Raw genomic sequence first — 24732 nt, forward strand, 5'->3', positions numbered from 1 at the left:
GGCGGTGCGGGGATCAGGGCCCGACGAAAACGCCGATGCCGTTCGGAACGGGCCGCTCCACCCCCTCGGCGGGGTGGTTCCGTACGGAGATCCCGCTCTCGCCCGGCAGCCGGGCCACCAGCGTGGACGAACCGCCGCCGTCCAGGCTGAAGGCGTCGGCCGACCCCAGCTCCCGAAGGGTCTCGGCCACTTCGGCGACGGTCAGACCGGTGCGGTACTCCGGTGCGCCGTCCACCGCGAGCAGCAGCACACGGCGTCCGCCGTCCGCGATGCCCACGGCCGTGCGCACGGCGGAGGTCCGGTCGTCCAGGCCCGGCAACGGCTGCCCGTCCCGCAGAACCGGATACCCACCGAGGGCGAAGCGGTAGGGAACCCCGGACACCGCCGCCTCCAGGCGGTGCCGCACTGTCACGGACCGGCCCGGTGAGAGCTTCCGCAGCTGCCGCGCGCCCGTCTCGCGGCCGACGAGCACCGTGGTCCCCTCGGCGATCGGGCCGCTTCCGGGAGTGTCCGCCACCGACACCACCCGGCCGCCCCGGACCGTCACCTCGTAGGTGTGCGTGCTGCACGGCGCCGCCCGGTCGGTGTCCGTGCCGCAGGTGGCCCGGACCCGGGACGCACTGCCCCAGGCCGAGGTGAACGCGCCGACCGAGCCGACCGGCAGCGCGTACTGGTCGAGCCCGCCGAGCGGCAGCCACTCGTCCGGAGTGGTGACCGAGCCCTCCAGCGTCAGACCGTCCAGCCGCGCCCTCCGGTCGACGCCGACGCCCACGACATCCCTTGTGCTTGTGCCCGGCGGCAGCGCCGGACCGAAGCGCTGGCCGTCCGGCACCGCCGCTTTCACCGCCCGCCCCTGCGCGATCGCCGGTCCGACGCTCGCACCGGTCGCCCGGACGCCCGGGTGCTGGACCTCGGAGATGTTGAAGAAGTCGCCGTTCACAGCCGCGACGGCCCCCCGGGCCTCGGCCAGCCGTGACACGGGTGCCCGCGCGGCCACCGCTCCCGGGTGCAGCAGGTCGAGGCGCACCCGCGGGTCGCGCAGGTCGACGGTCAGCACATGGGCGTGTGTGGGCCCCCCGGCCGCCCGGACGTCGAATTCCGTGTAGCGGACCCCCGGGGCGATCCGGGTGCCGTTCCCCGCCGCACCGGCGGGTGCCGCCCCCACCAGGGACGCACCGGCCAGCGCTCCGAGCGCCGTGAGCACGGCCAGTAGGGTTCTGCCCGCTCCGCACCGCTTCTGACGAGACGTCACAGCTCTCCCTGAGGTGGGTCTCGTCAACTTTCTCAGGGCGCGGGAGAGGCGCACCAGACGGCAGTGTCCGATGGGGTGACGGTCAGTCAGCAACCGGTCGGAGTCGGAACGGAGCCGGAGCCGGATTCGCCGGGGCCGCCCCGCCGGTCAGGCAGAGTTGACGAGTCTCAGGTAGCGCGGCCAGTCCCAGTGCGGTCCCGGGTCGGTGTGGTCGGTGCCCGGTACCTCGTGGTGGCCGATGATGTGCGCACCGTCCTTGGGGATGCCGTGTCTGTCGCAGATCGCGGCGGTGAGCCGGGCCGAGTGCTCGTACAGGGCGTTCGTGAAGTACGCCGGCCGGTCCACCCAGCCCTCGTGCTCGATGCCGATGCTGCGGGTGTTGTAGTCCCAGTTCCCCGCGTGCCAGGCGATGTCGGACTCGCGGACGCACTGCGCCACGTGCCCGTCACGGGAGCGGACGACGTAGTGGGCGGAGACCTGCCGCCGGCGGTTCTGGAACACGGCCAGGGTGTTGGAGTAGTCCGTCTGTGTGACGTGGATGACCACGAGGTCGACGCGACGCGGGGGCTGCCGCCGCCGGCGCGTGTAGTTGGCGGACGTGGCCGGCTGCCAGACGGCCGACGGATGGTCGGGCGCCGGTGTCCGGGCACCTGCGCTCGGTTCGGGCAACAGCGCGTAGGGGACGACGGCGAGTGCCGCTCCCTTGAGGACGCGACGCCGGGTGGGGATCGGTGGTCGTGCCGGGTCCATGGACGGTTTCGCCTTTTCGTCGGGGAAGGAGGAGGAACGCTCCGTGCCGCGGCGCACTCAGCGCCGCAGTGCCGCCGCCGTCTCGCGCAGCCGCGCGTGCAGTCCGCGGTGCGTCTCGCGGGCGGGGAGCCATTCCTTGCGGAGCTTGGCCACACACGTGTAGTTGGTGTCGCAGACATTGGCCAGCGGTGACTCCACGGCCTGGGTCGCGAACTGGTAGGCGTCCGACTCGCTGAAGCCGTAGTCGCGGACCAGCCAGCGCACCAGGTCGAGCTGGGATATCCGGAACGCGTCCTCCAGCGGACGGGCCGAGCCCGTCGAGATGATGTGCGTGTCCGACTCGATGCGCGGCCAGGGCGTGGCGACGTCCTTCAGCAGTTCGACGATGACCATGGTGTGCATCGCGCACTCGACGGCCACGCCACAGGTTTCGCCCTCGCCCTGCCGGGCGTGCCCGTCGCCGAGGCTGAGCAGCGCCCCGTCGACGTTCACCCCGAGGTAGCAGGTGACTCCGGTCCGCATCTCCGGTGTGTCCATGTTGCCGCCGTGCGCGTCGGGCACCAGGGCCGAACGCACCTCCAGATTCGCCGGGGCCACGCCCACGGTGCCGTGCATCGGGTCCAGGGGCAGCTCGATCTCGATGTCGCTGTCGTGGGCCCGGAACAGTGCCGTGCGCCGGTCCCGGTCCAACTGCCAGATCCAGACCTTCTCCGGCAGCGGCGGCTGCAGGGTGGCCGTGGTGGTCGTGGAGGTGAGCGCGCCGAACAGCGGCACGGTCGTCGACGCCGCCCAGTCCCGGGCCGGTTCGATCGACACGAAGTGCACGGCCACCGTGTCACCGGGCTCGGCGCCCTCCACGTGGAACGGACCCGTCTGCGGGTTGAGGAACGGGAACTCGCACACCTGGGACACCAGGTCCTTCTCGGACCTGACCCGTCCGGCGAAGCAGTCCTCCGTGTACAGGTCGAGCACGGTGCCCGGCGCGATGCGCGCCACCGGTGGCGCCCCGCCGAACGTCCAGGCGTACTCGTCCGGCGCGGGCCGGACGGTCAGGATGCGGGGGTCGCTCATGACCGCTCCCCCCGGATCCGCACGACGCGACCGGCAGCGCGCCGGCCTCCCTCGGCCGTCTCCACCGACACCATGTCTCCCCCTCGCCGACCCGGCCCCGCACGCCCGCCGTCGTGTTCGCACGACGGTTGTGCCTCACACGCATCAAGGTACGGGTCCCGCCGGTCCGTGGGCAGGGCCCGCGCGCTTCGGTGGACGGCCGCGCCCTTGTGGAAAAGTCGCCCACCCGAACGAGTGGCGGTGCCGCTTCCTCAGCCCGGGTCGCGTTCCGCCACGGCCGCGGGATCGTCGAGCACGGCGCGCACCACCGAGTGCGCGGCACCGAGCAACGGCCCCTCGGACCCGAGGCGGGACACCGACACCGGGCAGGCCGGTCCCGCCGTGCGCCGGGCCAGTTCGGACCGCAGTGAGGGCAGCAGCCACGGCGCCAGTCCGGCCAGCGCCCCGCCCAGCACGACACTTTCGGGGTCGAGCAGGTTCACGGCCCCCGTCAGAGCGACTCCGAGCGCCTCGCCCGCATCGCTCAGCGCCCGGCGTACGTTCTCGTCACCGTCGGTGGCACGCGCGGCGAGCAGTCCGACCCGGTCCCCGTCCGGTTCCAGACCCGCGGCGCGCAGCACCGCCTCCTCGCCCGCGTACTGCTCCAGACAGCCGCGTCCGCCGCACGCGCACCGCGGCCCGTCCGGCCGGACCGGCACATGGCCCAACTCGCCCGCGAACCCGCGTGTTCCGCGCAGCAGGCGCCCGTCGACGACCACACCGGCACCGATGCCGATCTCGGCGGACACGTGCAGGAAGTCCCGCGGGGTTCCCTCGCCCAGCCAGAGTTCGGCCAGGGCACCGAAGTTGGCCTCGTTGTCCACGGTGGGCGGCAGCTCCGCGGGGAGCAGCGCGCCGAGGTCGATGTCCTCCCAGTCGAGGTTCGGGGCCCGTACGACGGTCCGCGCGTCGCCCGCCACCAGGCCGGGTACGGCCACGGCGAGCCCGGCCGGCCACAGCCCTTCCTCGTCCGCCTCGGCGACCACGCGGCGTACCAGCCGGGTCAGTTCCTCGATCACCGGTGCGGGGGAGCGGCCGCGATTGGAGCCGTGCCGGACGGCCCTCGCGCGCAGCCGGCCGCGCAGGTCGACCGCGCAGACCGCGAGGTGGTCGACGCCGATCTCGGCGCCGAGGCCGGCCGGCCCGCGCTCGCTCACGGCGAGCGCGGAGCCGGGCCGGCCCCGGCCGACCCGGACGGGCCGTTCGGGACCCAGCTCCTCCAGGAGACCGGTACGGATCAACTCGTCGACGAGGGTCGACACCGCCGCACGGGTCAGACCGATGCGCGAGGCGACGGCGGCCCTGGAGAGCGGACCCTCGGCGCTGACCGTGTGCATCACACGGGCCAGATTGCGGCGCCGCATGCCCTGCTGGGTGTCGGGCAGCGCGCGCCCGGGACCGGAGGGGTGGGTTTCGTGCAGAGGTGCGGTCATGCCTGCGTCCGTCCTCAGGCGGTCCTGGGGGCCCGCTCCAGCAGCGGGGCCGCGTCGGAGAGTACCCCGGAGATCCTGGCCAGCGTCTCGTCGTCCCGCTCGACCGCTTCGAGCACCGGGCCGCTGGTGGTGTTCCAGCGCCGGGCGACCGCGGCCGGGTCCTCGCCGGTGAGCAGGCCCGCCGCCTGCGCCGCGGCGCCGAGCGCCACCAGCTCCTTGGCGTCGGGGACCTGGACCGGCCGCCCGGACAGCCGGCGCACGGTCTCCTGCCACGCCCTGCCCCGGGCGCCGCCGCCGATCAGCAGCAGTGGCTCCGAGCGGTCCGCGTCCTCGTCGAGGACCAGGTCCAGCGCGCCCAGCAAGGAGTGCACGGCCCCGTCGTACGCGGCCTGGAGGAGCTGGCCCCCGGTCGTGTCGTGGCGCAGGCCGTGCAGCAGCCCCGAGGCGTTCGGCAGGTCGGGGGTGCGCTCGCCGTCCAGGAAGGGGAGCAGGGTGGCGGTCGTGCCCGGCTCCACGGCCTCGCGGTCCAGGCCGAGCAGCGCCGCCACCCGGTCGACGGCCAGGGTGCAGTTCAGGGTGCAGGCCAGCGGCAGCCAGTCGCCGCGCGCGTCGGCGAAGCCGGCCACCGTGCCGGACGGGTCGCTGGGGCGGTGCCGCGAGACCGCGTAGACGACGCCCGAGGTGCCGAGGCTGAGCACCGGCATGCCGGGGCGCAGCCCGAGGCCGAGGGCCGCGGCCGCGTTGTCACCGGTGCCGGCGGCGACCAGGGTGCCTTTGGAGAACGGCAGGTCGTGGCTGTCGCGCACGGTGCCCGCGATCTCGCCGGGCCGGACCACACGCGGCAGCAGCGCCGGGTCGAGGCCCACGCGCGCGAGGATCTCCTCGTCGTACGCCTCGCTGCCGGCCGCCCACCAGCCCGTCCCGGAGGCGTCACCGCGGTCGGTGGTGCCCTGTCCGGTCAGGTGCCCGGTGAGGTAGTCGTGGGGGAGCCGCACGGCCTTCGTCGCGCGGATCGCGTCCGGCTCGTGCTCGGCGAGCCAGGCCCACTTCGTCACGGTGAAGGACGCGGTGGGCACGCTGCCGGTGCGGTCCGCCCAGAACTTCGCGCCACCCAGTTCCTCGGTCAGCCGGCGGGCCTGCGGAGCCGACCGCACGTCGTTCCACAGCAGGGCGGGCCGTACCGGCTCGCCCGCGGCGTCCAGCGTCACCAGGCCGTGCTGCTGCCCGCCGATCGACACCGCGGCGGCCTCGTGGGCGGCCTCGCCGCACTGGCGCAGCGCCTCGCACAGGGCGTCCCACCACTGCCGCGGATCGCTCTCGCGGCCCGCCCCGGACGACACGGTGTGCGGTGCCTGGCCGGCGGCCACCACCCGGCCGGTGGCCACGTCGACGACCAGTGCCTTCGTGGACTGGGTGGACGTGTCCACGCCGACGACGAGCGGACCCTCGGCTGCTGACATCGGGCTCTCCCTTTTTCTGCGGCTCTGCGGTCCCGTGGCCGTGGTGGGACGGGTTCCTGTGAGTCCCGTCCCGGCCCGGGACATCTTTTCTCTTCCCAGCGGTGTGACTGCATACTAATTTGTAAAGCGCCATGACGAAATGGTCGTGCGCAACACTCGCAAGCGAGCAAGGGAGCCGCGGCATGAACTACCAGCCCACCCCCGACGACAGGTTCACCTTCGGCCTGTGGACCGTCGGCTGGCAGGGAAGGGACCCGTTCGGCGACGCCACGCGGAGCGCCCTCGACCCCGTCGAGACGGTGCAGCGCCTGGCCGAGCTCGGTGCCCACGGAGTCACCTTCCACGACGACGACCTGATCCCGTTCGGGTCCTCCGACACCGAGCGCGAGTCGCACATCAAGCGATTCCGGCAGGCCCTGGACGCCACCGGCATGAAGGTGCCGATGGCCACCACCAACCTGTTCACGCACCCCGTGTTCAAGGACGGCGCGTTCACCGCCAACGACCGTGACGTACGCCGCTACGCGCTGCGCAAGACGATCCGCAACATCGACCTCGCCGCCGAACTGGGCGCCGAGGTGTACGTCGCCTGGGGTGGCCGCGAGGGCGCGGAGTCCGGTGCCGCCAAGGACGTGCGGGACGCGCTGGACCGCATGAAGGAGGCGTTCGACCTCCTCGGCGAGTACGTGACCTCCCAGGGCTACGACCTGCGCTTCGCGATCGAGCCCAAGCCGAACGAGCCGCGCGGCGACATCCTGCTGCCGACCGTCGGCCACGCCCTGGCGTTCATCGAGCGCCTGGAGCGCCCGGAGCTTTACGGCGTCAACCCCGAGGTCGGGCACGAGCAGATGGCCGGCCTGAACTTCCCGCACGGCATCGCGCAGGCCCTGTGGGCGGGCAAGCTGTTCCACATCGACCTCAACGGCCAGTCCGGCATCAAGTACGACCAGGACCTGCGTTTCGGCGCCGGCGACCTGCGCTCCGCCTTCTGGCTGGTCGACCTCCTGGAGAGCTCCGGCTACGCGGGCCCCCGCCACTTCGACTTCAAGCCGCCGAGGACCGAGGACCTGGACGGCGTGTGGGCGTCGGCCGCGGGCTGCATGCGCAACTACCTCATCCTCAAGGAGCGCTCGGCCGCGTTCCGGGCCGACCCGGAGGTCCAGCAGGCCCTGCGCGCCGCGCGCCTCGACGAGCTGGCCCAGCCCACCGCGGCGGACGGCCTGGCGGCGCTGCTCGCCGACCGCGCTGCCTTCGAGGAGTTCGACGTGGACGCGGCCGCCGCGCGCGGCATGGCCTTCGAGCAGCTCGACCAGCTGGCCATGGACCACCTGCTGGGGGCGCGCGGCTGACGTGCCGCTCGCGGCGTCCGCCATGCGGAATGCCGCGGAATCGTGCGATCCACGACATGAGTACGTGTCGATCTCCGGATCGGGGTCGCGGACCGGCCGTCCGTGCCGCGACCCTGGACGGCATGGCCCTGCCGCCCGTACCGCCCCGCCCGCCGGATGACACGCCGCCTCCCGGCGGCGGTTTCGGACCGACGTCGTACCGCCCGGAGCCGCCGCGAAGGCGGCGCGGCTCCGTGCTCCTGGCGGTGGCGGGGCTGGTGGCCGCGGCAGTGATCGTCGCCGTCGTCCTGCTGATGTCGTCGGGGAGCGACGACTCACCCGGCCGGCAGCCCGGCGCCGGGACCAGCACGAGCCCGTCGACGGCGCCGTCGTTCGGCATCCCCACGGAACTGCCCACGGAACTGCCGACCGAACTGCCGAGTGGGCTGCCGTCCCTGCCGTCGCAGTTCCCCACAGAGCTGCCCTCCGAGCTGCCGAGCGGTCTGGAGTCGCTGATTCCGTCGCTGCCGCTCGATTCGCTGCCCTAGCGCCGGTCCGGCGGAACGACGGACCGGGCCCTGGTTCCGTGCGGGGACCGGACCGGGACCCCTCGTCCGTCATGGCGTACGCGCGTGCGGCACTACGGACGGAGCGTGTGCATCAGGTTCGGGTTCCGCGCGCCAGCCGGGCGCCGACCCCGATGCGATCACCCCGATGAGATGTTCCGTCCGCCGACCGGTCCCGGCGTATCGGCCGCCGCGGGGCCGGCCCGTCGGTGCTCAGGCCTCCTCGGCGGCCCCTCGGTCCGCCGTGGCCAGCGCGGTGGCCGGGTCCTGGACCCCGCCGCCCGCCGGAACCCATCGGCCGCGCTCCTTGCGGAACGGCCACCACCGGCCGTCACGGCCCAACCGCAGCTGGCCGTGCCCGCCGACGACCGTCCACCGGTTGGCGCGGGCGCGCAGCGTCGGCCGTTCGCCGTCGTCCCAGGCCTCTTCCAGGGCCGTACGCGCGCGTGCGAGGGCCTCGTCCCGTACCGTCCACTCCTCCTCCAGCACCGACAGCCCGGCCACCCCGCCGTGCCGCCATGCCAGTACGGCCAGAGCCAGTTCGTCCCGGCCGCGTCCGGAGCCCTCGGCGAGCCGTCGCACCGTCGTCCGGTCGGCGGACCCCGCGGCGAGCCGCACGGCGTCCTGGGCGACCGTCAGGTCCGGGGCTCGGACGGACCTCGGTTCGGTGGCGGGGCCGACGGCGGTGCGCAGTGCCTCGGCCAGCATCAGATGCGCCGTCCCGGCGGTGCGGGCCGCGAGGTACTCCAGGGCGGACGGGTCGGTTCCGGCCGGGGGCGGTACCTCGGTGTCCAGCGGGGGAGGGGTGCCGGGCTCCGCCGGAAGTCCGGGCAGTCCGGGCAGCGCCGGCAGGAGGTCCGCCGCCGCCCACACTTCCGCGGCGTCCACCGCGGCCGGGTCCGGCTCGGCCGGTCGTTCGGCGGGCCTGACGGAGCGCTCCTGGAGGTCGTCCAGCAGGGCGCGTTCACCACGTCCGCGCAGCAGGAGCAGGACGAACGGGTCCTCGTCGAGCAGTCGCGCCGTCCGGTAGCACAGCGCCGCCGTGTGCCCGCACTGGTCCCAGGCGCCGCAGTCGCACTCGGGCTCCAGATCGCCCATGCCCGGGAGGAGTTCGATGCCGGCCGCCGCCGCGTCCTCCACCAGGTCCGGCGGCATCTCCCGGTCGAGCAGCGCGGCGACATGGCCGGCCCGCTCCACCGCCATCTCCAGGAAGCGGTCCCACTGCTCGGCGCTCAGCTGCTCCAGCAGCACATCGGCCCGGTGCCCCGTGCCGTCGCGGTCCTGGACGACCGCGGTGATGCGGCCCGGCCGCACCGACACCGCGCCCACGGCGCCGGCCCGGGCGAGCCGGCGGCCCGTCTTCACCTGGGCCGGGTCCAGCGCCGCGTCCTCCAGGGCCCCGAGCCAGGCCCGGCCCCACCAGGTCACCGCGAAGCCCCTCCCGTGCGCGGGCGGCAGCGCGGCGAACGTGCGCTCCGGCGAATGGGTCTGCTCGTCGTCGTGGTCGCTCATCGCACGGTCCCTCGCAGCTCCACCAGTCCGGCCAGTTCCGCGTCCGTCAGTTCCGTCAGCGCGGCCTCGCCGGAGCCGAGCACCGCGTCGGCCAGCGCCCGCTTGCGGGTGAGCATGTCTGCGATCCGGTCCTCGATCGTTCCCTCCGCGATCAGCCGGTGCACCTGGACCGGCCGGTCCTGGCCGATGCGGTACGCCCGGTCGGTGGCCTGTGCCTCGACGGCGGGGTTCCACCAGCGGTCGTAGTGCACGACGTGCTCGGCCCTGGTGAGGTTCAGGCCCGTGCCCGCGGCCTTCAGCGACAGCAGGAAGACCGGGACCTCACCGTCCTGGAATCGGCTCACCATGGCCTCGCGCTCCGGTACGGGCGTGCCGCCGTGCAGGAACTGGCAGGGGACACCCCGGTCGGCGAGGTGCCGTTCGACGATGCGGGCCATCCCCACGTACTGCGTGAAGACGAGCACGCTCGCCCCCTCGGCGAGGATCGTGTCGAGCAGCTCGTCCAGCAGGTCCAGCTTCCCGGAGCGGCCGGCGATTCTCGGCCGCTCCTCCTTCAGGTACTGCGCGGGATGGTTGCAGATCTGCTTCAGAGCGGTCAGCAGCTTCACGATCAGTCCGCGCCGCGCCATGCTGTCGGCGTCGGAGATCTCGGCGAGCGTCTCCCGCACGACCGCCTCGTACAGGCCCGCCTGCTCCGCGGTGAGCGACACGGCGCGGTCGGTCTCCGTCTTCGGGGGCAGCTCGGGGGCGATACCCGGATCCGACTTCCGACGGCGCAGCAGGAAGGGACGGACCAGCCGGGTGAGGCGCTCCGCGGCCGCCGGGTCGCGACCGCTCTCCACGGCCTGCGCGTAGCGCGTGTGGAAGGCGCCGAGCCGGCCCAGCAGCCCCGGGGTCGTCCAGTCGAGGACGGCCCACAGTTCGGACAGGTTGTTCTCCACCGGCGTTCCGGTGAGCGCCACACGCGCGCGTGCGCCGATGGAACGCAGCCGGCGCGCGGTCTCCGAGTACGGGTTCTTCACGTGCTGGGCCTCGTCCGCAACCACCAGGCCCCACGGCACCTCGGCCAGTCGGCCCGAGTCGAGGCGCATCGTGCCGTACGTGGTGAGGACGAACTCACCGTCGGCCAGGTCGTCCAGGGCACGCCGCGACCCGTGGAAACGACGCACGGGCGTGCCGGGCGCGAACCTCTCGATCTCGCGCTGCCAGTTGCCCATCAGGGACGTCGGGCAGACCACGAGCGTCGGTCCGGCGGCCGACGGGTCGGACTGCCGGTGCAGATGCAGGGCGATCAGTGTGATCGTCTTGCCGAGTCCCATGTCGTCGGCGAGACAGCAGCCCAGTCCGAGGGACGTCATCCCGGCGAGCCAGCTCAGACCCCGCCGCTGGTAGTCGCGCAGTTCCGCGGCGAGCGCGGCGGGCTGTGCGACAGGTTCTTGAGCCTCCGGATCCGCGAGCCGCTCGCGCAACGCGGCCAGCCACCCGGTCGGCTGCACCTCGACCCGGCGGCCGTCCACCTCGGTCGAGCCCGTCAGGGCGGCACCGAGCGCGTCGATGGGCGTGACCTTCCGATCCCGCTGGGCGCGGGCGCGGCGCACCTCCTGAGGGTCGATCAGCACCCACTGGTCGCGCAGCCGCACCACGGGCCGGTTCGCCTCGGCGAGGCGGTCCAGTTCCGCGCGCGTGAGCCGCTGCTCGCCCAGGGCGAACCACCAGTCGAAGGCGAGCAGCGCGTCGGCGGACAGGAACGACGGCGTGTCCGCGGCGAGCCGGCGCGCGGCCGTCCCGTCGTCCGCGGGACCCACGACGGCACGGGCGGTCAGCTCGCGGGTCAGTTCCCTGGGCCAGTGGACGTCCACGCCGCTGCCGGCGAGGGCCGCCGCGCCCTCGCCTACAAGCTCCGTGACCTCCTCGTCGGCGAGTTCGACGGCATCCGGCACCGGGGCGGACAGCAGGGGCGTCAGCGCGGGCCAGGCGCGGGCCGCCCGGCGCAGCGAGAGGAGGACGTCCATCCGCGCGCGCGGACCGAAGGCGCCCTGCGTCACATCGTTGTGGGCCCAGACCTCCGCGGCGTCCGCGACCAGGGCGGGATCGCTCGCACTGTGCACCTGGAGCACGGCTCGGAAGGTCGGCTCCGGTTCGTCCGGCGCGCCTGCCGTCAGATTCCGTACCTCGATCCGCAGGGAGATCCGGACGCCCGCGTCGTTGCCCGCCGCGACATCGGCGGCCCATGCCCGGTGGCCGGGGAGGTGCTGCGGCTCGTTCGCGGCGTAGGCCGGTCCGCCCGTCACGAGCTGTGCGGCCGGGGAACGGGGCAGTACGTCGGCTGTCGCGTCGAGGAAGGCCCGCAGCAGGTGTTCGGGGGCGGGCAGGCGCAGCGGCGCGCCAGGGGCGAGCGGTACGGCGTGCGCCTCGGGCGGCATCGCGGCGGCGAGCCGGCGGACGCTGTCGACGTCCTCCGGGCGCAGGGGCCCCATCCGCCAGGCGTCGTGATCGCCGGACGACAGGCCGGGCAGCAGCAGTCCGCGCGCGGCGAACTGAAGGGCCAGCAGCGAGGCCGCGCCCCAGAACACGGCCGACCGGTGTCCCTCCGCCGTCACACGCGCACGCGTGAGCACGGGCAGCGCGGCGCGCACCGGGAGTACGAGAGCGGATACGCGTACCAGTTCCACGCCTGTCCCGCGGGGCGCGACCACGTCCAGGTCGGCGACGGTGCCGCCCTCGACGACCGGCGGTGTGCCGCCGTCCCGCCAGAAGGCCACACGGCCCGTGCGGGCGGGATCGCCGGGCAGGAACACCGCACAGCAGCGGGCCGGTTCGAAGAGGTCGGAGGGGGATGCCGCAGGGGTCCTCTGCACAGCGATGTCCGCATTCCTCAAATTTGACTACCTGGGTTCGGAATCGCCGAGGATACGACACATCGCGGACCGACCCCGCACGAAACGGCTATGACCCGGATCACTTGCCGGATGTCAGGGATGGGTAAGGGTCGGGCGTCGGGGATGTCTCAGGGTCGCGATCCGGAACCGCCGACGGCACGGGCCCGTTTTCAGAGCAGAGAGCGGCAGTGGCCGCGAAGGAGGCGACGCACATGTCGAAGAAGACGAAGATCGCCGCAGGTGGTGTGGCGGCCGGGCTCATCCTGCTGATCTGGCTGCCCTGGTGGGCCGCGCTGCTGATCATCCTGGGTGTCCCGGCCGCCGCCTACCTCGCGCTCGACCCCGCGCAGCGGCGCAGGCTGCGCCGCGTGGGGCGAAAGGAGCTCGGCCGCTGACGTCCTACCGCCGGGCAGCGGTCCCGCCGTCCAGCGCGCACGAGTCGACCACATCACCGCCCGTGGGCCGTTCGACGACCCGGTCCGCGGGCGGACGGGTGCCGCGCTCCACCCAGGCGACCAGCGTGTCGAACGCCGACCGGTAGCAGGGCAGGATCGGCCGCAGCCGGTCCGGGTGGGTGTCGTACAGCCCGTCGACGTGGGTACCGCCCTGGATCGTGTAGTACCGGTGCAGCGAACCACGCCCACGGGTGTCGATCATCCGTGCGTAGACGTCGGAGTCGGCGGCTTTCGGCAGCAGCGTGTCCAGGTCGCCGTGCAGGGTGATGAGCGGCCGCTGGATCCGCCCGGTCAGCGCCACCCGGGCCACGGCGCGCCGCACGGACGCGGGACGCGAGGCGTAGTCGTACGTCGCGTCGGACGCGCACGGCGCCAGGATCTCCTCGAGCGTCGTATCGGCGGACGGGCCGGGGCAGCGGGGATCATAGGCCGGATCGAACTCCGCCCGGTAGGTCTTCTGCGTGACGCCCCAGTAGGCCCGCTGGTGGTACGGCCACAGGAACTCCGAGCCCGGCGCGAAGCCGGCGGCGTACAGGTCCTCGTCGGACGCCGAGCCGAGCGACCAGGCCACCGCCTGCGGCAGGGAGGTGAGCAGGTTGGGTCCGTCCGCCGTCCACAGCGCCCCCTCCCAGTCCACGCCGCCGTCGTACAGCTCGGGGTGGTTCTCCAACTGCCAGCGGGTGAGGTAACCGCCGTTGGAGATGCCGGTCATGTAGGTGCGGCGCGGGGCGTGTCCGTAGCGCTGCGCCACCGCTTTCCGGGCCGCGCGGGTCAGCTGCGTCGTGCGTGCGTTCCACTCCGCGACCGCGTCCCCGGGACGGGTGCCGTCGAGGTAGAAGTCGGTGCCGTTGTTGCCCTTGTCGGTCGCGGCGTACGCGAATCCCCGGGCCAGCACCTGGTCGGAGATCGCCTTGTCGGTCGCGTACTGCCTGCGGGTGCCCGGCGCCCCGGTGACGACGAGGCCGCCGTTCCAGCGGTCCGGCAGCCGGATCACGAACTGCGCGTCGTGCTGCCAGCCGTGCGTGGCGTTGAAGCGCGAGGAGTCAGGGAAGTAGCCGTCGACCTGGACGCCGGGCACCCCGGACGGTGTGCGGGTGGCGCCGGCGGTCAGTCCCGCCTGGTCGGCCATGTCCGTGTAGGGGGTTCCGGCCAGCCCCGTGGTGGTCAGATCGGCGAGACAGGCGCTGCGCTGGAGCTCCGCACCCGGCACACGCACCCGTTCCTGGCGGGCGCAGTGGCCGGCGCCGCCCTCCGTGCCCAGAGCGGGCGTCGGCGCGGCGAGGACTGCCGCCACGAGAGCGGCGGAGAGTGCGGGAACTCCGAGGGACGGGCGCATCAGGGCCTCCAGGGCGTACCGGGTGAGGGAAGTGAGCGGAGCCGAGGGCTGCCCCATGGTGCGGCCGGCCGCGCCCGCCAGCCATAGATCCGAACCACATACGGAGTGGTCCGCGTATGGGATCCGGCAACAGGCCGCGTGGCCTGAAAAGCGGTGCGCCGCACGGCAGTCGGGTCGCGCCGAAGAGATGCCTTCGAGCCGGACCCGACCGGACGTCACGATGATCCGTATGACATCTGAAAAGGAGGCCCAGCGGCTTCAGGGCGAGCATTGACGGCCGACTCCGAGGCGTCCCGGACGCCTTCCCGACAGACCCAGACCCAGCCCCTGCCGGCGCAGCTGACGCCCGCCTGGCCGAGGGCCCAATTCGCACCCCTGCCACACCCGGCACGCATGAGTGCCCTGGCACGCGACGATCCCCTGCTGGGCCGGCGTGCGCGTTCGCCCGTCGGCCGGGCCCGTCGCGGGCCGTGCCCGCCGCCGTCTCAGATCGGCCGTACGGCCATCCTGTCGAGCGCCTCCAGCAGGCCCGGAAGTTCCGGGCCCCGGCCCACCGGCAGGACCTCGCCGGGCGCGTCGTCCAGCAGCACGAACGCGATGTCGTCGGTCCTGGCCACCAGGGACCAGCCCGGACCGTCGGCGCGCAGCGTCCGCGCCTCTCCCGTGGCGAACGACGAGCGGACACGTCCGAGGGGCGGCGGGGTGTCCACGTACGCGCGTGCCTCGGCGAGGACCCGCCGGATGCCGCCGCGTCCCGGGCTCGTCTCCTCGCCCCGCTCGCCCTCGGCGTCCCCGGCGGAACCGTCGGGCGTCACGAACTCCGCGTCGTCGATCTGCTCCCGCCACACCGCCCACTGGAGCGCGATCTCGTCGGCGCCGAGCCGCCGCTGGGCCGGCCCCCAGTTGCTGGTGTCGGGCGGACACAGCGGGGGACCGTCCGCCGGGTCGGGATCCGGATCGTGCGGGGCGGGCACGCCGGGCGCGGCCACGGCGACCGCCAGGGGCCAACCCGGCAGCGCGGCGACGACGGACCGCTCGTCGGGCGACAGGTCGTACTCCATCCCGCAGTCCCAGGAGGCGATGGCGACGGCGACCAGCGACACGTCGTCGGTGGCGACGGTCCACCGGGCGCCGGCGCCGTCCTGGCCGAGCACCAGGCCGTACCCGTCGGCGAGCGGTGCGAGACCGAGCGCCGAGCAGGCCTCCGGATAGTCGTCGCCCAGCACACTCGGGAACTGCGCGGGCGTCAGCAGCACCGCCGTGAGGACGTAGAGCGCATCGTCCGCGGCGGCGACAGCGGTCTCGTCCGTCCCGGCCATCCCAGCCTCCCCAGGTGTTCGTCCAACGGCGCGCACCCTAGTGCGACGGGGAGGGCCTTGTCACGACTCCCCGGACCAGCCGGAACTGCGGCGATCCGGCTGGACGGGGCGAATTCGACCGCCCTGTACGGGTACGTCAGGCCATCGGCAGTCCCAGGAGCGTACGGGCGACGGTCCGCGGCGACTCGTCGCGCTCGCGGGCCAACGCGATCACCGCCCGGCAGGCGAGCTCGTTCACCCCGAAGGACAGCGCCTCCGGCGACACCCAGCCCGCCGCCTCGTCGATCCGCTCCTGGTCGTCCTCCGCGCACGCCGACACGTAGGCGGCGGCCGCCTCGAACAGGTTGTGCGTGCGTTTGGTCTTGCCGGTGCTCTGCTCCGTGCGTGCGGCCGTCCGGAACCCGGCCCAGGACTTGCGGACTTTGTCGAACACTGTGACCACCTTCCCCCTGCGTGGTGTCTTTCCTCGCCGATCGTTCATCCGCTGCTACTCAACGTAGAGTTGGAGCTTCGACGGCAGAAGAGGCGGGGCGGGGCGAAGGCCGGACCGTTGCCGCGGGGTCCGGCGGTCAGCTCTCCCGCACGGCCAGGGCGAGGAACCGGGAGTCCTCGTCGACGTACGACGTCGTACGCCATCCCGAACCGTGCAGAAGCGGACGAAGACGGGGCTCCGCGCGCAGATCGTCGGGGGTGATCCGCCTCCCCTGCCGGGCGGCGAGCGCCGCCCGGCCGATCGGGTGGAACAAGGCCAGCCTCCCGCCCGGGCGCACCACCCGCGCCAATTCCCGCAGACCGCGGCCCGGTTCGGGCAGGTGGGCGATCAGGCCCGCCGCGAAGACGGCGTCCAGGGACTCCGAGCGCACCGGCAGCGCGGCCACGTCGGTGAGCAGCAGTCGCGCGTCACGGTCCCGCCCCGCCCGTACGGCCGCCGCGAGCATGGCCGGGGTCAGGTCCGCCCCGAGGACGACTCCGGACGGCCCCACGGCGGCGCGCAGCGGCGCCAGGGCGCGTCCGGTGCCGCAGCCGGCGTCGAGGACGCGATCGCCTTCGCGCAGACCGAGTTCGGCCACCGCGGCCGTGTAGGCGGGACCGTCGTCGGGGAACCGGCTGTCCCAGGCGGCGGCGCGGGCGGCGAAGAATTCCTGGACGTGTGTGCGGTCGTCGCTCATGTTCCGCATGATCCCTCACCGCTGCGGAGGACGCGTCGGCGCGCATGTTCGAACGTGACGCGATCGTTCAGGAACATATCTGTGTCATATTCCAGCACCTTTCGAAACGCGCCCCCTTTGTGTGCCCCTGCCCCGACTAGCGTCCCGGGGCCATGGGACACCTGGACCACGCCGCCTTCGGCTGGCTGACCCCCGTGCTGTCGTACGTGATGGCCTGCATAGGCGCCGCCCTCGGGCTCCGCTGCACCGTCCGTGCGCTCGGCGCCACGGGGCGCTCACGCCGCAACTGGCTCGTCACGGCCGCCTCGGCCATCGGTACGGGCATCTGGACCATGCACTTCGTGGCCATGCTCGGCTTCAGCGTCAGCGGCACCGAGATCCGTTACGACGTACCGCTGACCGTCCTCAGCCTGCTGGTCGCGATGGTCGTGGTGAGCGCCGGCGTCTTCGCCGTCGGCTACGGCCGCGACCGGGTCCGCGCCCTCCTGCTCGGCGGGCTCACCACCGGGCTCGGGGTCGCGAGCATGCACTACCTCGGAATGGCCGCCGTGCGGTTGCACGGTGACGTGACGTACGACCCGGCGCGTGTCGCCCTCTCCGTCGTGATCGCCGTGGTCGCGGCGACCGCGGCCCTGTGGGCGGCGCTCAACATCAAGTCGCCCGTGGCGGTCACCGTCGCCTCCCTCGTCATGGGCGCGGCGGTGAGCAGCATGCACTACACCGGGATGTTCGCGGTGCGCGTGCAGGTCACCCCGTCCGGCGAAGTCCTGCCCGGGGCCACGGCGATGCAGTTCGTCTTCCCCCTCGCCGTCGGCCTCGGGTCCTATCTCTTCCTCACCTCGGCCTTCGTGGCGCTGTCGCCGACGGCGGGGGAGCGCGAGGCGTCCGCCTCGGCGCAGCGGCCCGTGGAGAGCGTCGCCCGCTGACGGCGCCCGCGCACCGGCAGCCCCCGAGAACCCTTCCGATCGAGGAGGCCATGCGTACACCCCGTAGGACCCCGACGTCAGGCGCCGAGTCGCCTCCTTCACCTCCCGTACGCGGCCGGCGCGCGCACGCCGGGCCACCGGCGGACGAGGGCCCGCACGAGGCCGGAGGCAGGGCCTCGGAGGGCGTGCGGCCCCGTGCCGACGGCTGGCGCATCCGACCGCGCACGGTGCGCGCCAAGATCGTCTGTCTGCTGATGGTGCCGGTCGTGTCCCTGCTCGCGCTGTGGGCCTTCGCCACGGTCAGCACCGTGCAGGACGTCTCCCGGCTGCGGCAGCTGCAACGCGTCGACTCCGAGGTGCGGACCCCCGTCGCGGAAGCGGTCTCCGCACTCCAGTCGGAGCGCGCCGCCGCCGTACAGCACGCGACCGACCCGTCCGCCGGGCACGCGGGTGCCCTGGAGGACCGTGCGCAACGCACGGACCGGGCGCTGGCCCGGCTGCGGCTCGGCGACAGCAACACCGTCGCCGACGGGCAGGACCTTCCCCGAGGGGTGCCCCAGAGGCTCGACGCCTTCGTCACGGGCGCCGAGCGACTGCGCCCGCTGCGGACCGCCGTGCTCGACCGCCGCGCCGAGTGGGACGAGACGTACGACCGCTACACGGAGACGATCTCCAAGGCGTTCGGCGTGGGCGGCGCCCTCAGCGGCATCCAGGACGCCGAACTCGGCTCCGACGCGCGCGTCCTGCTGGAGTTCTCCCGTGCCGGCGAGGCCCTGGCCCAGGAGGAGGTCCTGCTGGCCAGCGCCCGCCTGGCGGGCGGCCTGGACGGCGAGCGGCTGCGGCTGTTCACCGGCGCCGTAGACACCCGTCGTACCCTTACCGATTCTGCCGTCGCGGACCTGCGCGGCGACGAACGCGCGGCCTGGCGGACCCTCGCCGAGGGCGGTGACTACGCCGCACTGGGCACCCTCGAGGACGAGATCCTGACGAGCGGCACGGGCTTGCGGGCCCTGGCCGCCGCCCCCTCGGCCGACTGGGACAGGGCGCACACGCGCGTACGGGACGGCATGCGCACCGTCGAGCAGGACGCCGCACGCGGTGTCGCGGACCGGGCCGACCCGTTCACCCGCGGACTGCTGACTCCCGCGGGCGCCGCCGTTGTCTTCGGCCTCGCCGCCGTCGCCGCGTCCCTGGTCATCTCCGTCCGCATCGGACGCGGCCTCGTCGTCGAGCTGGTGAGCCTGCGCAACGGCGCCCTGGAGATCGCCCGCCGCAAACTCCCCGAAGCCATGCGGAAGCTGCGCGCGGGCGAGGAGATCGACGTCCGCGCCGAGGCGCCGGCCGGGCCGCCCGCGGAGGACGAGACCGGCCAGGTCGCCGAGGCGCTCGGCAGCGTGCACCGCGCCGCCCTGCGCGCCGCGGTCGAGCGCGCCGAACTCGCCAGCGGAATCTCGGGCGTCTTCGTCAACCTCGCCCGCCGCAGCCAGGTCCTCGTCCACCGCCAACTGAGCCTGCTCGACAGCATGGAACGCCGCTCCGAGGACCCCAATGAACTGAGTGACCTGTTCCGCCTCGATCACCTCACCACCCGTATGCGGCGGCACGCGGAGAGCCTGATCATCCTCTCCGGAGCGGCCCCCGGTCGGGCCTGGCGCATGCCGGTCCCGCTGACCAACGTGGTCCGCGCGGCCGTCTCCGAGGTCGAGGACTACGCGCGCGTGGAGGTACGGCAGCTGCCCGCGGCCATGGTCGTCGGCGCGGCCGTCGCCGACCTCACACACCTCCTCGCCGAGATCGTGGAGAACGCCGCACAGTTCTCGCCCCCGCACACGCGTGTGCGCATCACCGGAGAACCCGTCGGCAACGGCTATGCGATTGAGGTCGAGGACCGCGGCCTGGGCATGGGCAAGGACACGCTCACCGAGGCGAACCGCCGCATCGAGCAGTCCGAGGCCCTCGACCTGTTCGACAGCGACCGCCTCGGCCTGTTCGTGGTCAGCCGGCTCGCGGCACGGCACGACATCAAGGTGCACCTGCGCACCTCGCCGTACGGGGGCACCACGGCGGTGGTGCTGCTGCCCACCCCGCTGCTGCACTCCGGCGCGCCGGAACGTTCCGCCGACAAGACGCCGGAGCCGGAACGCGAGTACACACGCGTACCCGACGCCCCCCGGCTGCAAGAGGCCGTCCCACCCACCGGAGACCGTCCCGCTCTGGTGGCTCCGGTACCGACCGCGGCGCAGAACGGCTCCGAAACCCCGCCCCCCGGAGTGGCCACCTTGCGCCTGCACCGTCCCCAGGACGACCCCGAAGCCTCGGAAGACCTCCCGCGCCGGGTGCGGCAGGCCAATCTCGCGCCCCAACTGCGCGAACGACGCACCGAGGACACGGACCGGACGCCCGGCGTGGGCGACGACGACCGGCGCACCCCCGAACTTGTACGCGACCGCATGGCGGCCTACCGCGACGGATGGGTACGCGGCAGCGGCCGGCCACCCGGTCGCGGTGCCGCGCCGGAACCGGCCGGTGGCGGCGACAGCAGCGAAGGAGACCCCGCATGATCCAGGACCCGAGCATGAGAGCCGGCCAGCGTTCCGGCGAACTCGACTGGCTGCTGGACGACCTGGTACTGCGCGTGCACGAAGTACGGCACGCCGTGGTGCTCTCCAACGACGGCCTCGCGGTGGGTGCCTCGACCGACCTCGGCCGTGAGGACGCCGAGCACCTCGCCGCCGTGGCGTCCGGCTTCCACAGCCTGGCCAAGGGGGCCGGACGGCACTTCGGCACCGGCGGGGTGCGCCAGACCATGGTGGAGATGGACGAGGGCTTCCTGTTCGTGGCCGCGGCCGGCGACGGCTCCTGCCTCGCCGTCCTCACCGCGGTGACCGCCGACATCGGCCTGGTGGCGTACGAGATGGCACGTCTGGTCAAACGCGTCGGCGAGCACCTCCAGACGGCACCGAGGATCGGCGTGCGGCCACCCGCCGCGGGCTGAGGCGAGAAGGCGACCCAGACAGATGACCGAGGACAGCCAGGACGCCCCGCAGGACCAGGGCAGCCAGTGGTACGACAGCGAGGCGGGTCCGCTCGTCCGCCCGTACGCCATGACCGGCGGTCGCACCAAGCCCGGTCCGACGGGCGTGCGCTTCGACCTCATCGCCCTGGTCACTCTCGACCCGGGCGCTCCGGACGTCGACGACGACATCGCCCTCGGACCGGAGCACCGGACCCTGATCGAGCTGTGCCGCACGGAGACGCAGTCGGTCGCCGAACTGTCCGCGGACGCCGACCTCCCCGTCGGTGTCGTCCGGGTGCTCCTCGGCGACCTCCTGGAACTGGGCTGCGTCACCATCAGCCGCCCGGTGCCGCCGGCCCAGCTCCCCGACGAACGGATCCTGCGCGAGGTCATCGCGGGACTGCGGGCGCTGTAGATGAACAGACATCCCGTACCCAACGGTGTCGCACTGCGACGATCGGCGTCTCTTTCCGTGCACCGATGGGCCTGTTTCGGTCGCGTCGGGCAAAGAGCGGTCCGATCGCCCGGGAAAGACATCGCCGTTGTCATGATGCTGACTTCGCACGGACGCACCGAAGCCGTGCGCGGACGTCGTGCCGGACCGCGGCACGCGCGTACCGACGCCTACCCTTGCCGGCACTCCCGAGAGAAGTGATCGATGGTCACCGAGGCCCCCGACGTCACGGGTGACGAGACGGCCGCCCTGGCGCTGAAGATACTCGTCGCCGGCGGATTCGGCGTGGGCAAGACCACCCTGGTGGGAGCGGTCAGTGAGATCAGGCCGCTGCGCACCGAGGAACTGCTGAGCGAGGCCGGCCAGTTGGTGGACGACACCGACGGCGTGGACCAGAAGGTCACGACGACCGTCGCGATGGACTTCGGCCGGATCACGATCCGCTCCGGACTGTCCCTCTACCTGTTCGGCACCCCCGGCCAGGACCGCTTCTGGTTCCTGTGGGACGAACTGTCCCAGGGAGCGCTGGGAGCGGTCGTGCTGGCCGACACCCGACGCCTGGAGGACTGCTTCCCCGCGGTGGACTACTTCGAGCACCGGCACATCCCGTTCGTGGTGGCCGTCAACTGCTTCGCGGGGGCCCGGGCCTACGGCGCCCAGGACGTCTCCCGCGCCCTCGACCTCGACCAGGGCACGCCCGTCGTGCTCTGCGACGCCCGCGACCGCGACTCGGGAAAGGAGGTACTGATCCGCCTCGTCGAGTACGCCGGGCGGATGCATACCGCCCGGCTGCTCGACTCCGTGGGCTGAACCGCCCGGTTCGGGGAGACGTCAGTCGGCCACGGCCTTCAGTGCCATGACCTTGTCGATCGCGACACGAACGAGGAGTTCGCCCGGCACGCCGTTGCGCGCACCGAACTCCTCGGCACGCTCCTCACCCATGTAGCGGGCGCCGATGCGCCCGGCCCACAGCCGGAGTTCGTCGAGGTTTTCGGAGAGGCGGGCCCGCCCCTCCAGCACCACGAAGTCGAACGGCGGCCGGTCGTCGTCCACGCAGATCGCGACCCGGCCGTCACGCGCCAGATTGCGTCCTTTCACACTCTCCTTCGCGGTGTTGAACACCACCTCGCGTCCGTCGAGCAGGAACCAGATCGGTGTGACGTGCGGGCTGCCGTCGGCCCTGACCGTCGACAGCTTGCCGGTGCGGGTGCCCTGCGAGACGAAGTCCCGCCATTCCGTGTCGGTCATCTTCTGTGCCATGCCCCCATGCTCCTTGCCCGTGCGCCGGTCGTGGGGAAGGCTGGCCAAGAGATCCTCCTGCCGGGGGGACTGGTCACACGGGGAGACCGAATACATGGGGAACAACCAGGGACTTGGCTGGCTACTGGACGATCTGACCGGGCGTGTCGAGGACGTACGGCACGCCCTGGTCCTGTCCAACGACGGTCTGGTGACCGGAGCGAGCACGGGGCTGCGGCGCGAGGACGCGGAGCATCTCGCCGCCGTCGCGTCCGGGCTGCACAGCCTCGCCAAGGGGTCGGGACGCCACTTCGGCGCGGGACAGGTGCGGCAGACCATGGTCGAGTTCGATGACGCGGTGCTCTTCGTCACCGCGGCCGGCAGTGGCAGCTGTCTGTGCGTGCTCAGCGGGGCGGAAGCCGACATCGGTCAGATCGGGTACGAGATGACTCTGCTCGTCAACCGGGTCGGCGAGCACCTCGGCGTGGACGCCCGGCAGCCCGAACGGACACCGCTCGTAGACCCCTGACCTGCGGATTCTTCGCCCCCGCGAGTTATCCACAGGCCCGCCACGAGGTCCGTGCGACCGGCTACGGTTCTGTCATCGCAAGCGCACACAGCGTGAGCGGACGACCATGCACCGTCGGCCGGACCAGTTGCCGACCGACGACTCGACGGGGGAGACGAACCATGCCGGGCATCACCATCGCGCCATCGGACCACCGCACGTACCCGCCGAGCCGCGCGGCTCGAGAACTGGGTCTCAAGCGGCGGGATTTCGAGCTGGGCGTGCACTTGGGGCGCATCCGCACCGTGCCGGACGAAGGCGGCGGAGGGCGACGCGTGACGCAGGGCGAGATCGACCGGCTGCGCGCGGAGGAGGGCTTTCCGGCATCGCTGCACGAGAGCGTGCGCGTCGTGGGCACGCGGGAGGCCGCGGCCCTCATGGAGGTGTCCACGGAGAGGTTCACCCGCCTGGCCCGCCTCGGGCTGCTGGCTCCCGTCCGTTTTCATCTGAACCGCTATCGAGCGCTCGTCTGGCTCTATCTCGCCCATGACATCCAGCAGTTCGCGGCCGACGAGAAGCACGTCCGGCTGCTCACCGGCCGCATGCCGGAGGGGCTGCGGGACCAGTTGCGGACGGGCCTCGACCTCCGCCCCCGGAACTGGCGGGGCCGGCACCTGGGATTCCTGCTGCGTCATGCCGAGGACCCGTGGGAGCGCGCCGGGGCGGTCGCCGCCCTGCTCGACCCGGTCCACATCGCTGCCTGCGTCACGGATCCCTACGAGCGCGCCCATCTTGCCCGGTTCAGGCCGGGACCACCCGTGCACACCGCTTCCGGTTCACCGGCCGCGCGGCTCGCCGAGGAGATCATGACGGCGGACCACCCGGATGAGATCCGCTGGCTGCGGGCGGATCTCGCCCAGGCCCTGGACGAGGCACGCGAGCGCCGGCCGGCGCCCCGCCCCGGACCCCGGCGAGCAGCACCGGAACCACCGGGAGACGCTCACCAGCCGGAGCCGGAGCCGGAGCCGGAGCCGGAGCCGGAGCCGGAGCCGGAGCCGGAGCCGAGGCGCGAGCCGGAGGACGAGCCGGGGCGGGTGCGGGGTCTGCTGGGTCGGCTCGGCCGGCGCCGCCGCGGGGCGTGACCTACAGGGCCCGGAACAGTCCTTCCTGGACGACGGACACCAGCAGGCGTCCCTGGAGGTCGTAGATGCGTCCGCGGGCGAGACCTCGCCCGCCCGTCGCGATCGGCGACTCCTGGTCGTAGAGGAACCACTCGTCCGCACGGAACGGCCGGTGGAACCACATCGCGTGGTCGAGCGACGCCATGTCGAAGCCACGCGGTCCCCACAGCGGTTCGACCGGGATGCGCACCGCGTCCAGCAGGGTCATGTCGCTGGCGTACGTCAACGCGCAGGTGTGCACCAGCGGATCGTCCCCGAGCGGCCCGACCGCGCGCATCCAGACGGCGCTGCGCGGCTCGGCGCCCTTGACCTCCCCGGGCGTCCAGCGCAGCCGGTCCACATAACGGATGTCGAACGGCTGGCGGCGCGCCATCCGCTCCAACTGCTCGGGCAGCGCCCCCAGATGCTCCCGGATCTCCTCGGCGACCGTCGGCAGGGTCTCCGGGTCCGGCACCTCACGGGCCGGCGGCAACTGGTGCTCGAAGCTCCCTTCCTCAGGCTTGTGAAAGGAGGCGGTGAGATTGAAGATCGTGCGGCCCTGCTGCACCGCAGTGACCCGGCGGGTCGTGAACGACCGCCCGTCCCTGACCCGTTCGACCTGGTACACGATCGGCACGCCCGGCCTTCCCGGGCGCAGGAAGTACGCGTGCAGCGAGTGCACGGGCCGGTCGCCCTCCGTGGTGCGCCCGGCCGCGACCAGCGCCTGCCCGGCCACCTGGCCGCCGAAGACGCGCTGCAGGGACTCCTGCGGGCTGCGGCCACGGAAGATGTTGACCTCGATCTGCTCCAGGTCGAGCAGGTCGACGAGCTTCTCGGCCGGATTCGTCATGGGTGTCCTT

General features: G+C 73.0%; 23 protein-coding genes. 10 read left to right on the forward strand and 13 right to left on the reverse strand.

Annotated elements, in window-relative coordinates; translation table 11 throughout:
* Window positions 1-13: 13 nt before the first annotated feature.
* The 5 genes from DN051_RS33050 to xylB form a co-directional block, all read right to left on the reverse strand.
* Window positions 14-1204: a phosphodiester glycosidase family protein gene (locus DN051_RS33050; RefSeq protein ID WP_234388701.1), complete on the reverse strand. Its 1191-nt coding sequence runs from the start codon at window positions 1202-1204 to the stop codon at window positions 14-16.
* Window positions 1205-1399: 195 nt separating this feature from the next.
* On the reverse strand, window positions 1400-2002 hold the full coding sequence (locus DN051_RS33055) for an N-acetylmuramoyl-L-alanine amidase (RefSeq protein WP_112442568.1): 603 nt from the start codon (window positions 2000-2002) through the stop codon (window positions 1400-1402).
* A 57-nt stretch (window positions 2003-2059) separates the two neighbouring features.
* Complete coding sequence (locus DN051_RS33060; protein WP_053757600.1) at window positions 2060-3073, reverse strand: acetamidase/formamidase family protein; 1014 nt, start codon at window positions 3071-3073, stop codon at window positions 2060-2062.
* Window positions 3074-3324: 251 nt separating this feature from the next.
* Window positions 3325-4545: an ROK family transcriptional regulator gene (locus tag DN051_RS33065; RefSeq protein ID WP_053757599.1), complete on the reverse strand. Its 1221-nt coding sequence runs from the start codon at window positions 4543-4545 to the stop codon at window positions 3325-3327.
* 14 nt (window positions 4546-4559) lie between these two features.
* The gene (gene xylB / locus DN051_RS33070; RefSeq protein WP_053757598.1) at window positions 4560-6005 is read right to left on the reverse strand and encodes a xylulokinase; all 1446 of its coding nucleotides are present in this window, start codon (window positions 6003-6005) and stop codon (window positions 4560-4562) included.
* 182 nt (window positions 6006-6187) lie between these two features.
* On the opposite strand from xylB, the gene xylA reads away from it, so the two are divergent.
* Window positions 6188-7354, forward strand: coding sequence for a xylose isomerase (xylA, locus tag DN051_RS33075; protein WP_053757597.1), 1167 nt, complete (start codon window positions 6188-6190; stop codon window positions 7352-7354).
* 122 nt (window positions 7355-7476) lie between these two features.
* Window positions 7477-7881, forward strand: a complete 405-nt coding sequence (locus DN051_RS33080) for a hypothetical protein (RefSeq protein WP_079000561.1) — start codon at window positions 7477-7479, stop codon at window positions 7879-7881.
* Between the two features lie 231 nt (window positions 7882-8112).
* Here the strand turns inward: DN051_RS33080 and DN051_RS33085 are convergent, their stop codons facing one another.
* Both DN051_RS33085 and DN051_RS33090 read right to left on the reverse strand, forming a co-directional pair.
* Entirely contained in the window at window positions 8113-9411 is a 1299-nt protein-coding gene (locus tag DN051_RS33085) for an SWF or SNF family helicase (protein WP_112440336.1), read from the reverse strand.
* The gene (locus tag DN051_RS33090) at window positions 9408-12269 is read right to left on the reverse strand and encodes a DEAD/DEAH box helicase (RefSeq protein ID WP_112440337.1); all 2862 of its coding nucleotides are present in this window, start codon (window positions 12267-12269) and stop codon (window positions 9408-9410) included. Before DN051_RS33090 ends, DN051_RS33085 begins: the two co-directional genes overlap by 4 nt.
* A 233-nt stretch (window positions 12270-12502) precedes the next feature.
* Between DN051_RS33090 and DN051_RS33095 the strand changes: the two genes are divergently transcribed.
* Window positions 12503-12685 carry a hypothetical protein gene (locus tag DN051_RS33095; RefSeq protein ID WP_053757594.1) on the forward strand — a complete coding sequence of 61 codons (183 nt, stop codon included), beginning with the start codon at window positions 12503-12505 and terminating at the stop codon, window positions 12683-12685.
* A 4-nt stretch (window positions 12686-12689) separates the two neighbouring features.
* On the opposite strand, the gene DN051_RS33100 is transcribed toward DN051_RS33095, so the two are convergent.
* The 4 genes from DN051_RS33100 to DN051_RS33115 form a co-directional block, all read right to left on the reverse strand.
* Window positions 12690-14081, reverse strand: coding sequence for a tannase/feruloyl esterase family alpha/beta hydrolase (locus tag DN051_RS33100; protein WP_112442570.1), 1392 nt, complete (start codon window positions 14079-14081; stop codon window positions 12690-12692).
* A 485-nt stretch (window positions 14082-14566) separates the two neighbouring features.
* Window positions 14567-15400: a hypothetical protein gene (locus tag DN051_RS33105; RefSeq protein ID WP_053757593.1), complete on the reverse strand. Its 834-nt coding sequence runs from the start codon at window positions 15398-15400 to the stop codon at window positions 14567-14569.
* Window positions 15401-15536: 136 nt separating this feature from the next.
* Window positions 15537-15833, reverse strand: a complete 297-nt coding sequence (locus tag DN051_RS33110; RefSeq protein WP_053757592.1) for a hypothetical protein — start codon at window positions 15831-15833, stop codon at window positions 15537-15539.
* A gap of 136 nt (window positions 15834-15969) precedes the next feature.
* Window positions 15970-16569, reverse strand: a complete 600-nt coding sequence (locus tag DN051_RS33115; protein ID WP_112442572.1) for a class I SAM-dependent methyltransferase — start codon at window positions 16567-16569, stop codon at window positions 15970-15972.
* 152 nt (window positions 16570-16721) lie between these two features.
* On the opposite strand from DN051_RS33115, the gene DN051_RS33120 reads away from it, so the two are divergent.
* The 5 genes from DN051_RS33120 (at window position 16722) to DN051_RS33140 (ending at window position 21775) form a co-directional block, all read left to right on the forward strand.
* Window positions 16722-17495: an MHYT domain-containing protein gene (locus tag DN051_RS33120; RefSeq protein ID WP_053757591.1), complete on the forward strand. Its 774-nt coding sequence runs from the start codon at window positions 16722-16724 to the stop codon at window positions 17493-17495.
* Between the two features lie 50 nt (window positions 17496-17545).
* On the forward strand, window positions 17546-20056 hold the full coding sequence (locus DN051_RS33125; protein WP_053757590.1) for a sensor histidine kinase: 2511 nt from the start codon (window positions 17546-17548) through the stop codon (window positions 20054-20056).
* Window positions 20053-20490 (forward strand): roadblock/LC7 domain-containing protein, encoded by a 438-nt coding sequence (locus DN051_RS33130; protein ID WP_053757589.1) that lies wholly within the window; start codon window positions 20053-20055, stop codon window positions 20488-20490. The genes DN051_RS33125 and DN051_RS33130 overlap by 4 nt, the downstream gene beginning before the upstream one ends.
* Window positions 20491-20512: 22 nt before the next feature.
* A complete protein-coding gene (locus DN051_RS33135) occupies window positions 20513-20926 on the forward strand; it encodes a DUF742 domain-containing protein (RefSeq protein ID WP_053757588.1) in 414 nt (137 codons plus the stop codon).
* A gap of 243 nt (window positions 20927-21169) precedes the next feature.
* Window positions 21170-21775, forward strand: coding sequence for a GTP-binding protein (locus tag DN051_RS33140; RefSeq protein WP_053757587.1), 606 nt, complete (start codon window positions 21170-21172; stop codon window positions 21773-21775).
* A 21-nt stretch (window positions 21776-21796) separates the two neighbouring features.
* Here DN051_RS33140 and DN051_RS33145 read toward each other — a convergent pair whose 3' ends face one another.
* A complete protein-coding gene (locus tag DN051_RS33145) occupies window positions 21797-22225 on the reverse strand; it encodes a PPOX class F420-dependent oxidoreductase (protein ID WP_053757586.1) in 429 nt (142 codons plus the stop codon).
* 94 nt (window positions 22226-22319) lie between these two features.
* Between DN051_RS33145 and DN051_RS33150 the strand changes: the two genes are divergently transcribed.
* Window positions 22320-22733, forward strand: coding sequence for a roadblock/LC7 domain-containing protein (locus tag DN051_RS33150; protein ID WP_053757585.1), 414 nt, complete (start codon window positions 22320-22322; stop codon window positions 22731-22733).
* A 161-nt stretch (window positions 22734-22894) separates the two neighbouring features.
* Entirely contained in the window at window positions 22895-23854 is a 960-nt protein-coding gene (locus DN051_RS33155; RefSeq protein ID WP_162625016.1) for a DUF6397 family protein, read from the forward strand.
* Window position 23855: 1 nt separating this feature from the next.
* Here DN051_RS33155 and DN051_RS33160 read toward each other — a convergent pair whose 3' ends face one another.
* On the reverse strand, window positions 23856-24722 hold the full coding sequence (locus DN051_RS33160) for an acyl-CoA thioesterase (RefSeq protein WP_053757583.1): 867 nt from the start codon (window positions 24720-24722) through the stop codon (window positions 23856-23858).
* Between the last annotated feature and the right edge of the window lie 10 nt (window positions 24723-24732).

Origin of the sequence: Streptomyces cadmiisoli, from assembly GCF_003261055.1 — a bacterium.
Lineage (GTDB): Bacteria > Actinomycetota > Actinomycetes > Streptomycetales > Streptomycetaceae > Streptomyces > Streptomyces cadmiisoli.

Bases quoted from the DNA above. Each gene is read 5' to 3' on its own strand.
- DN051_RS33105 (WP_053757593.1), bottom strand. From the start codon at position 15,400: ATGGCCGGGACGGACGAGACCGCTGTCGCCGCCGCGGACGATGCGCTC.
- DN051_RS33140 (WP_053757587.1), top strand. From the start codon at position 21,170: ATGGTCACCGAGGCCCCCGACGTCACGGGTGACGAGACGGCCGCCCTG.
- DN051_RS33145 (WP_053757586.1), bottom strand. From the start codon at position 22,225: ATGGCACAGAAGATGACCGACACGGAATGGCGGGACTTCGTCTCGCAG.
- DN051_RS33155 (WP_162625016.1), top strand. From the start codon at position 22,895: ATGCCGGGCATCACCATCGCGCCATCGGACCACCGCACGTACCCGCCG.
- DN051_RS33125 (WP_053757590.1), top strand. From the start codon at position 17,546: ATGCGTACACCCCGTAGGACCCCGACGTCAGGCGCCGAGTCGCCTCCT.
- DN051_RS33150 (WP_053757585.1), top strand. From the start codon at position 22,320: ATGGGGAACAACCAGGGACTTGGCTGGCTACTGGACGATCTGACCGGG.
- DN051_RS33160 (WP_053757583.1), bottom strand. From the start codon at position 24,722: ATGACGAATCCGGCCGAGAAGCTCGTCGACCTGCTCGACCTGGAGCAG.
- xylB (WP_053757598.1), bottom strand. From the start codon at position 6,005: ATGTCAGCAGCCGAGGGTCCGCTCGTCGTCGGCGTGGACACGTCCACC.
- DN051_RS33055 (WP_112442568.1), bottom strand. From the start codon at position 2,002: ATGGACCCGGCACGACCACCGATCCCCACCCGGCGTCGCGTCCTCAAG.
- DN051_RS33095 (WP_053757594.1), top strand. From the start codon at position 12,503: ATGTCGAAGAAGACGAAGATCGCCGCAGGTGGTGTGGCGGCCGGGCTC.
- DN051_RS33115 (WP_112442572.1), bottom strand. From the start codon at position 16,569: ATGAGCGACGACCGCACACACGTCCAGGAATTCTTCGCCGCCCGCGCC.
- DN051_RS33065 (WP_053757599.1), bottom strand. From the start codon at position 4,545: ATGACCGCACCTCTGCACGAAACCCACCCCTCCGGTCCCGGGCGCGCG.
- DN051_RS33130 (WP_053757589.1), top strand. From the start codon at position 20,053: ATGATCCAGGACCCGAGCATGAGAGCCGGCCAGCGTTCCGGCGAACTC.
- xylA (WP_053757597.1), top strand. From the start codon at position 6,188: ATGAACTACCAGCCCACCCCCGACGACAGGTTCACCTTCGGCCTGTGG.
- DN051_RS33120 (WP_053757591.1), top strand. From the start codon at position 16,722: ATGGGACACCTGGACCACGCCGCCTTCGGCTGGCTGACCCCCGTGCTG.
- DN051_RS33080 (WP_079000561.1), top strand. From the start codon at position 7,477: ATGGCCCTGCCGCCCGTACCGCCCCGCCCGCCGGATGACACGCCGCCT.
- DN051_RS33100 (WP_112442570.1), bottom strand. From the start codon at position 14,081: ATGCGCCCGTCCCTCGGAGTTCCCGCACTCTCCGCCGCTCTCGTGGCG.
- DN051_RS33085 (WP_112440336.1), bottom strand. From the start codon at position 9,411: ATGAGCGACCACGACGACGAGCAGACCCATTCGCCGGAGCGCACGTTC.
- DN051_RS33060 (WP_053757600.1), bottom strand. From the start codon at position 3,073: ATGAGCGACCCCCGCATCCTGACCGTCCGGCCCGCGCCGGACGAGTAC.
- DN051_RS33135 (WP_053757588.1), top strand. From the start codon at position 20,513: ATGACCGAGGACAGCCAGGACGCCCCGCAGGACCAGGGCAGCCAGTGG.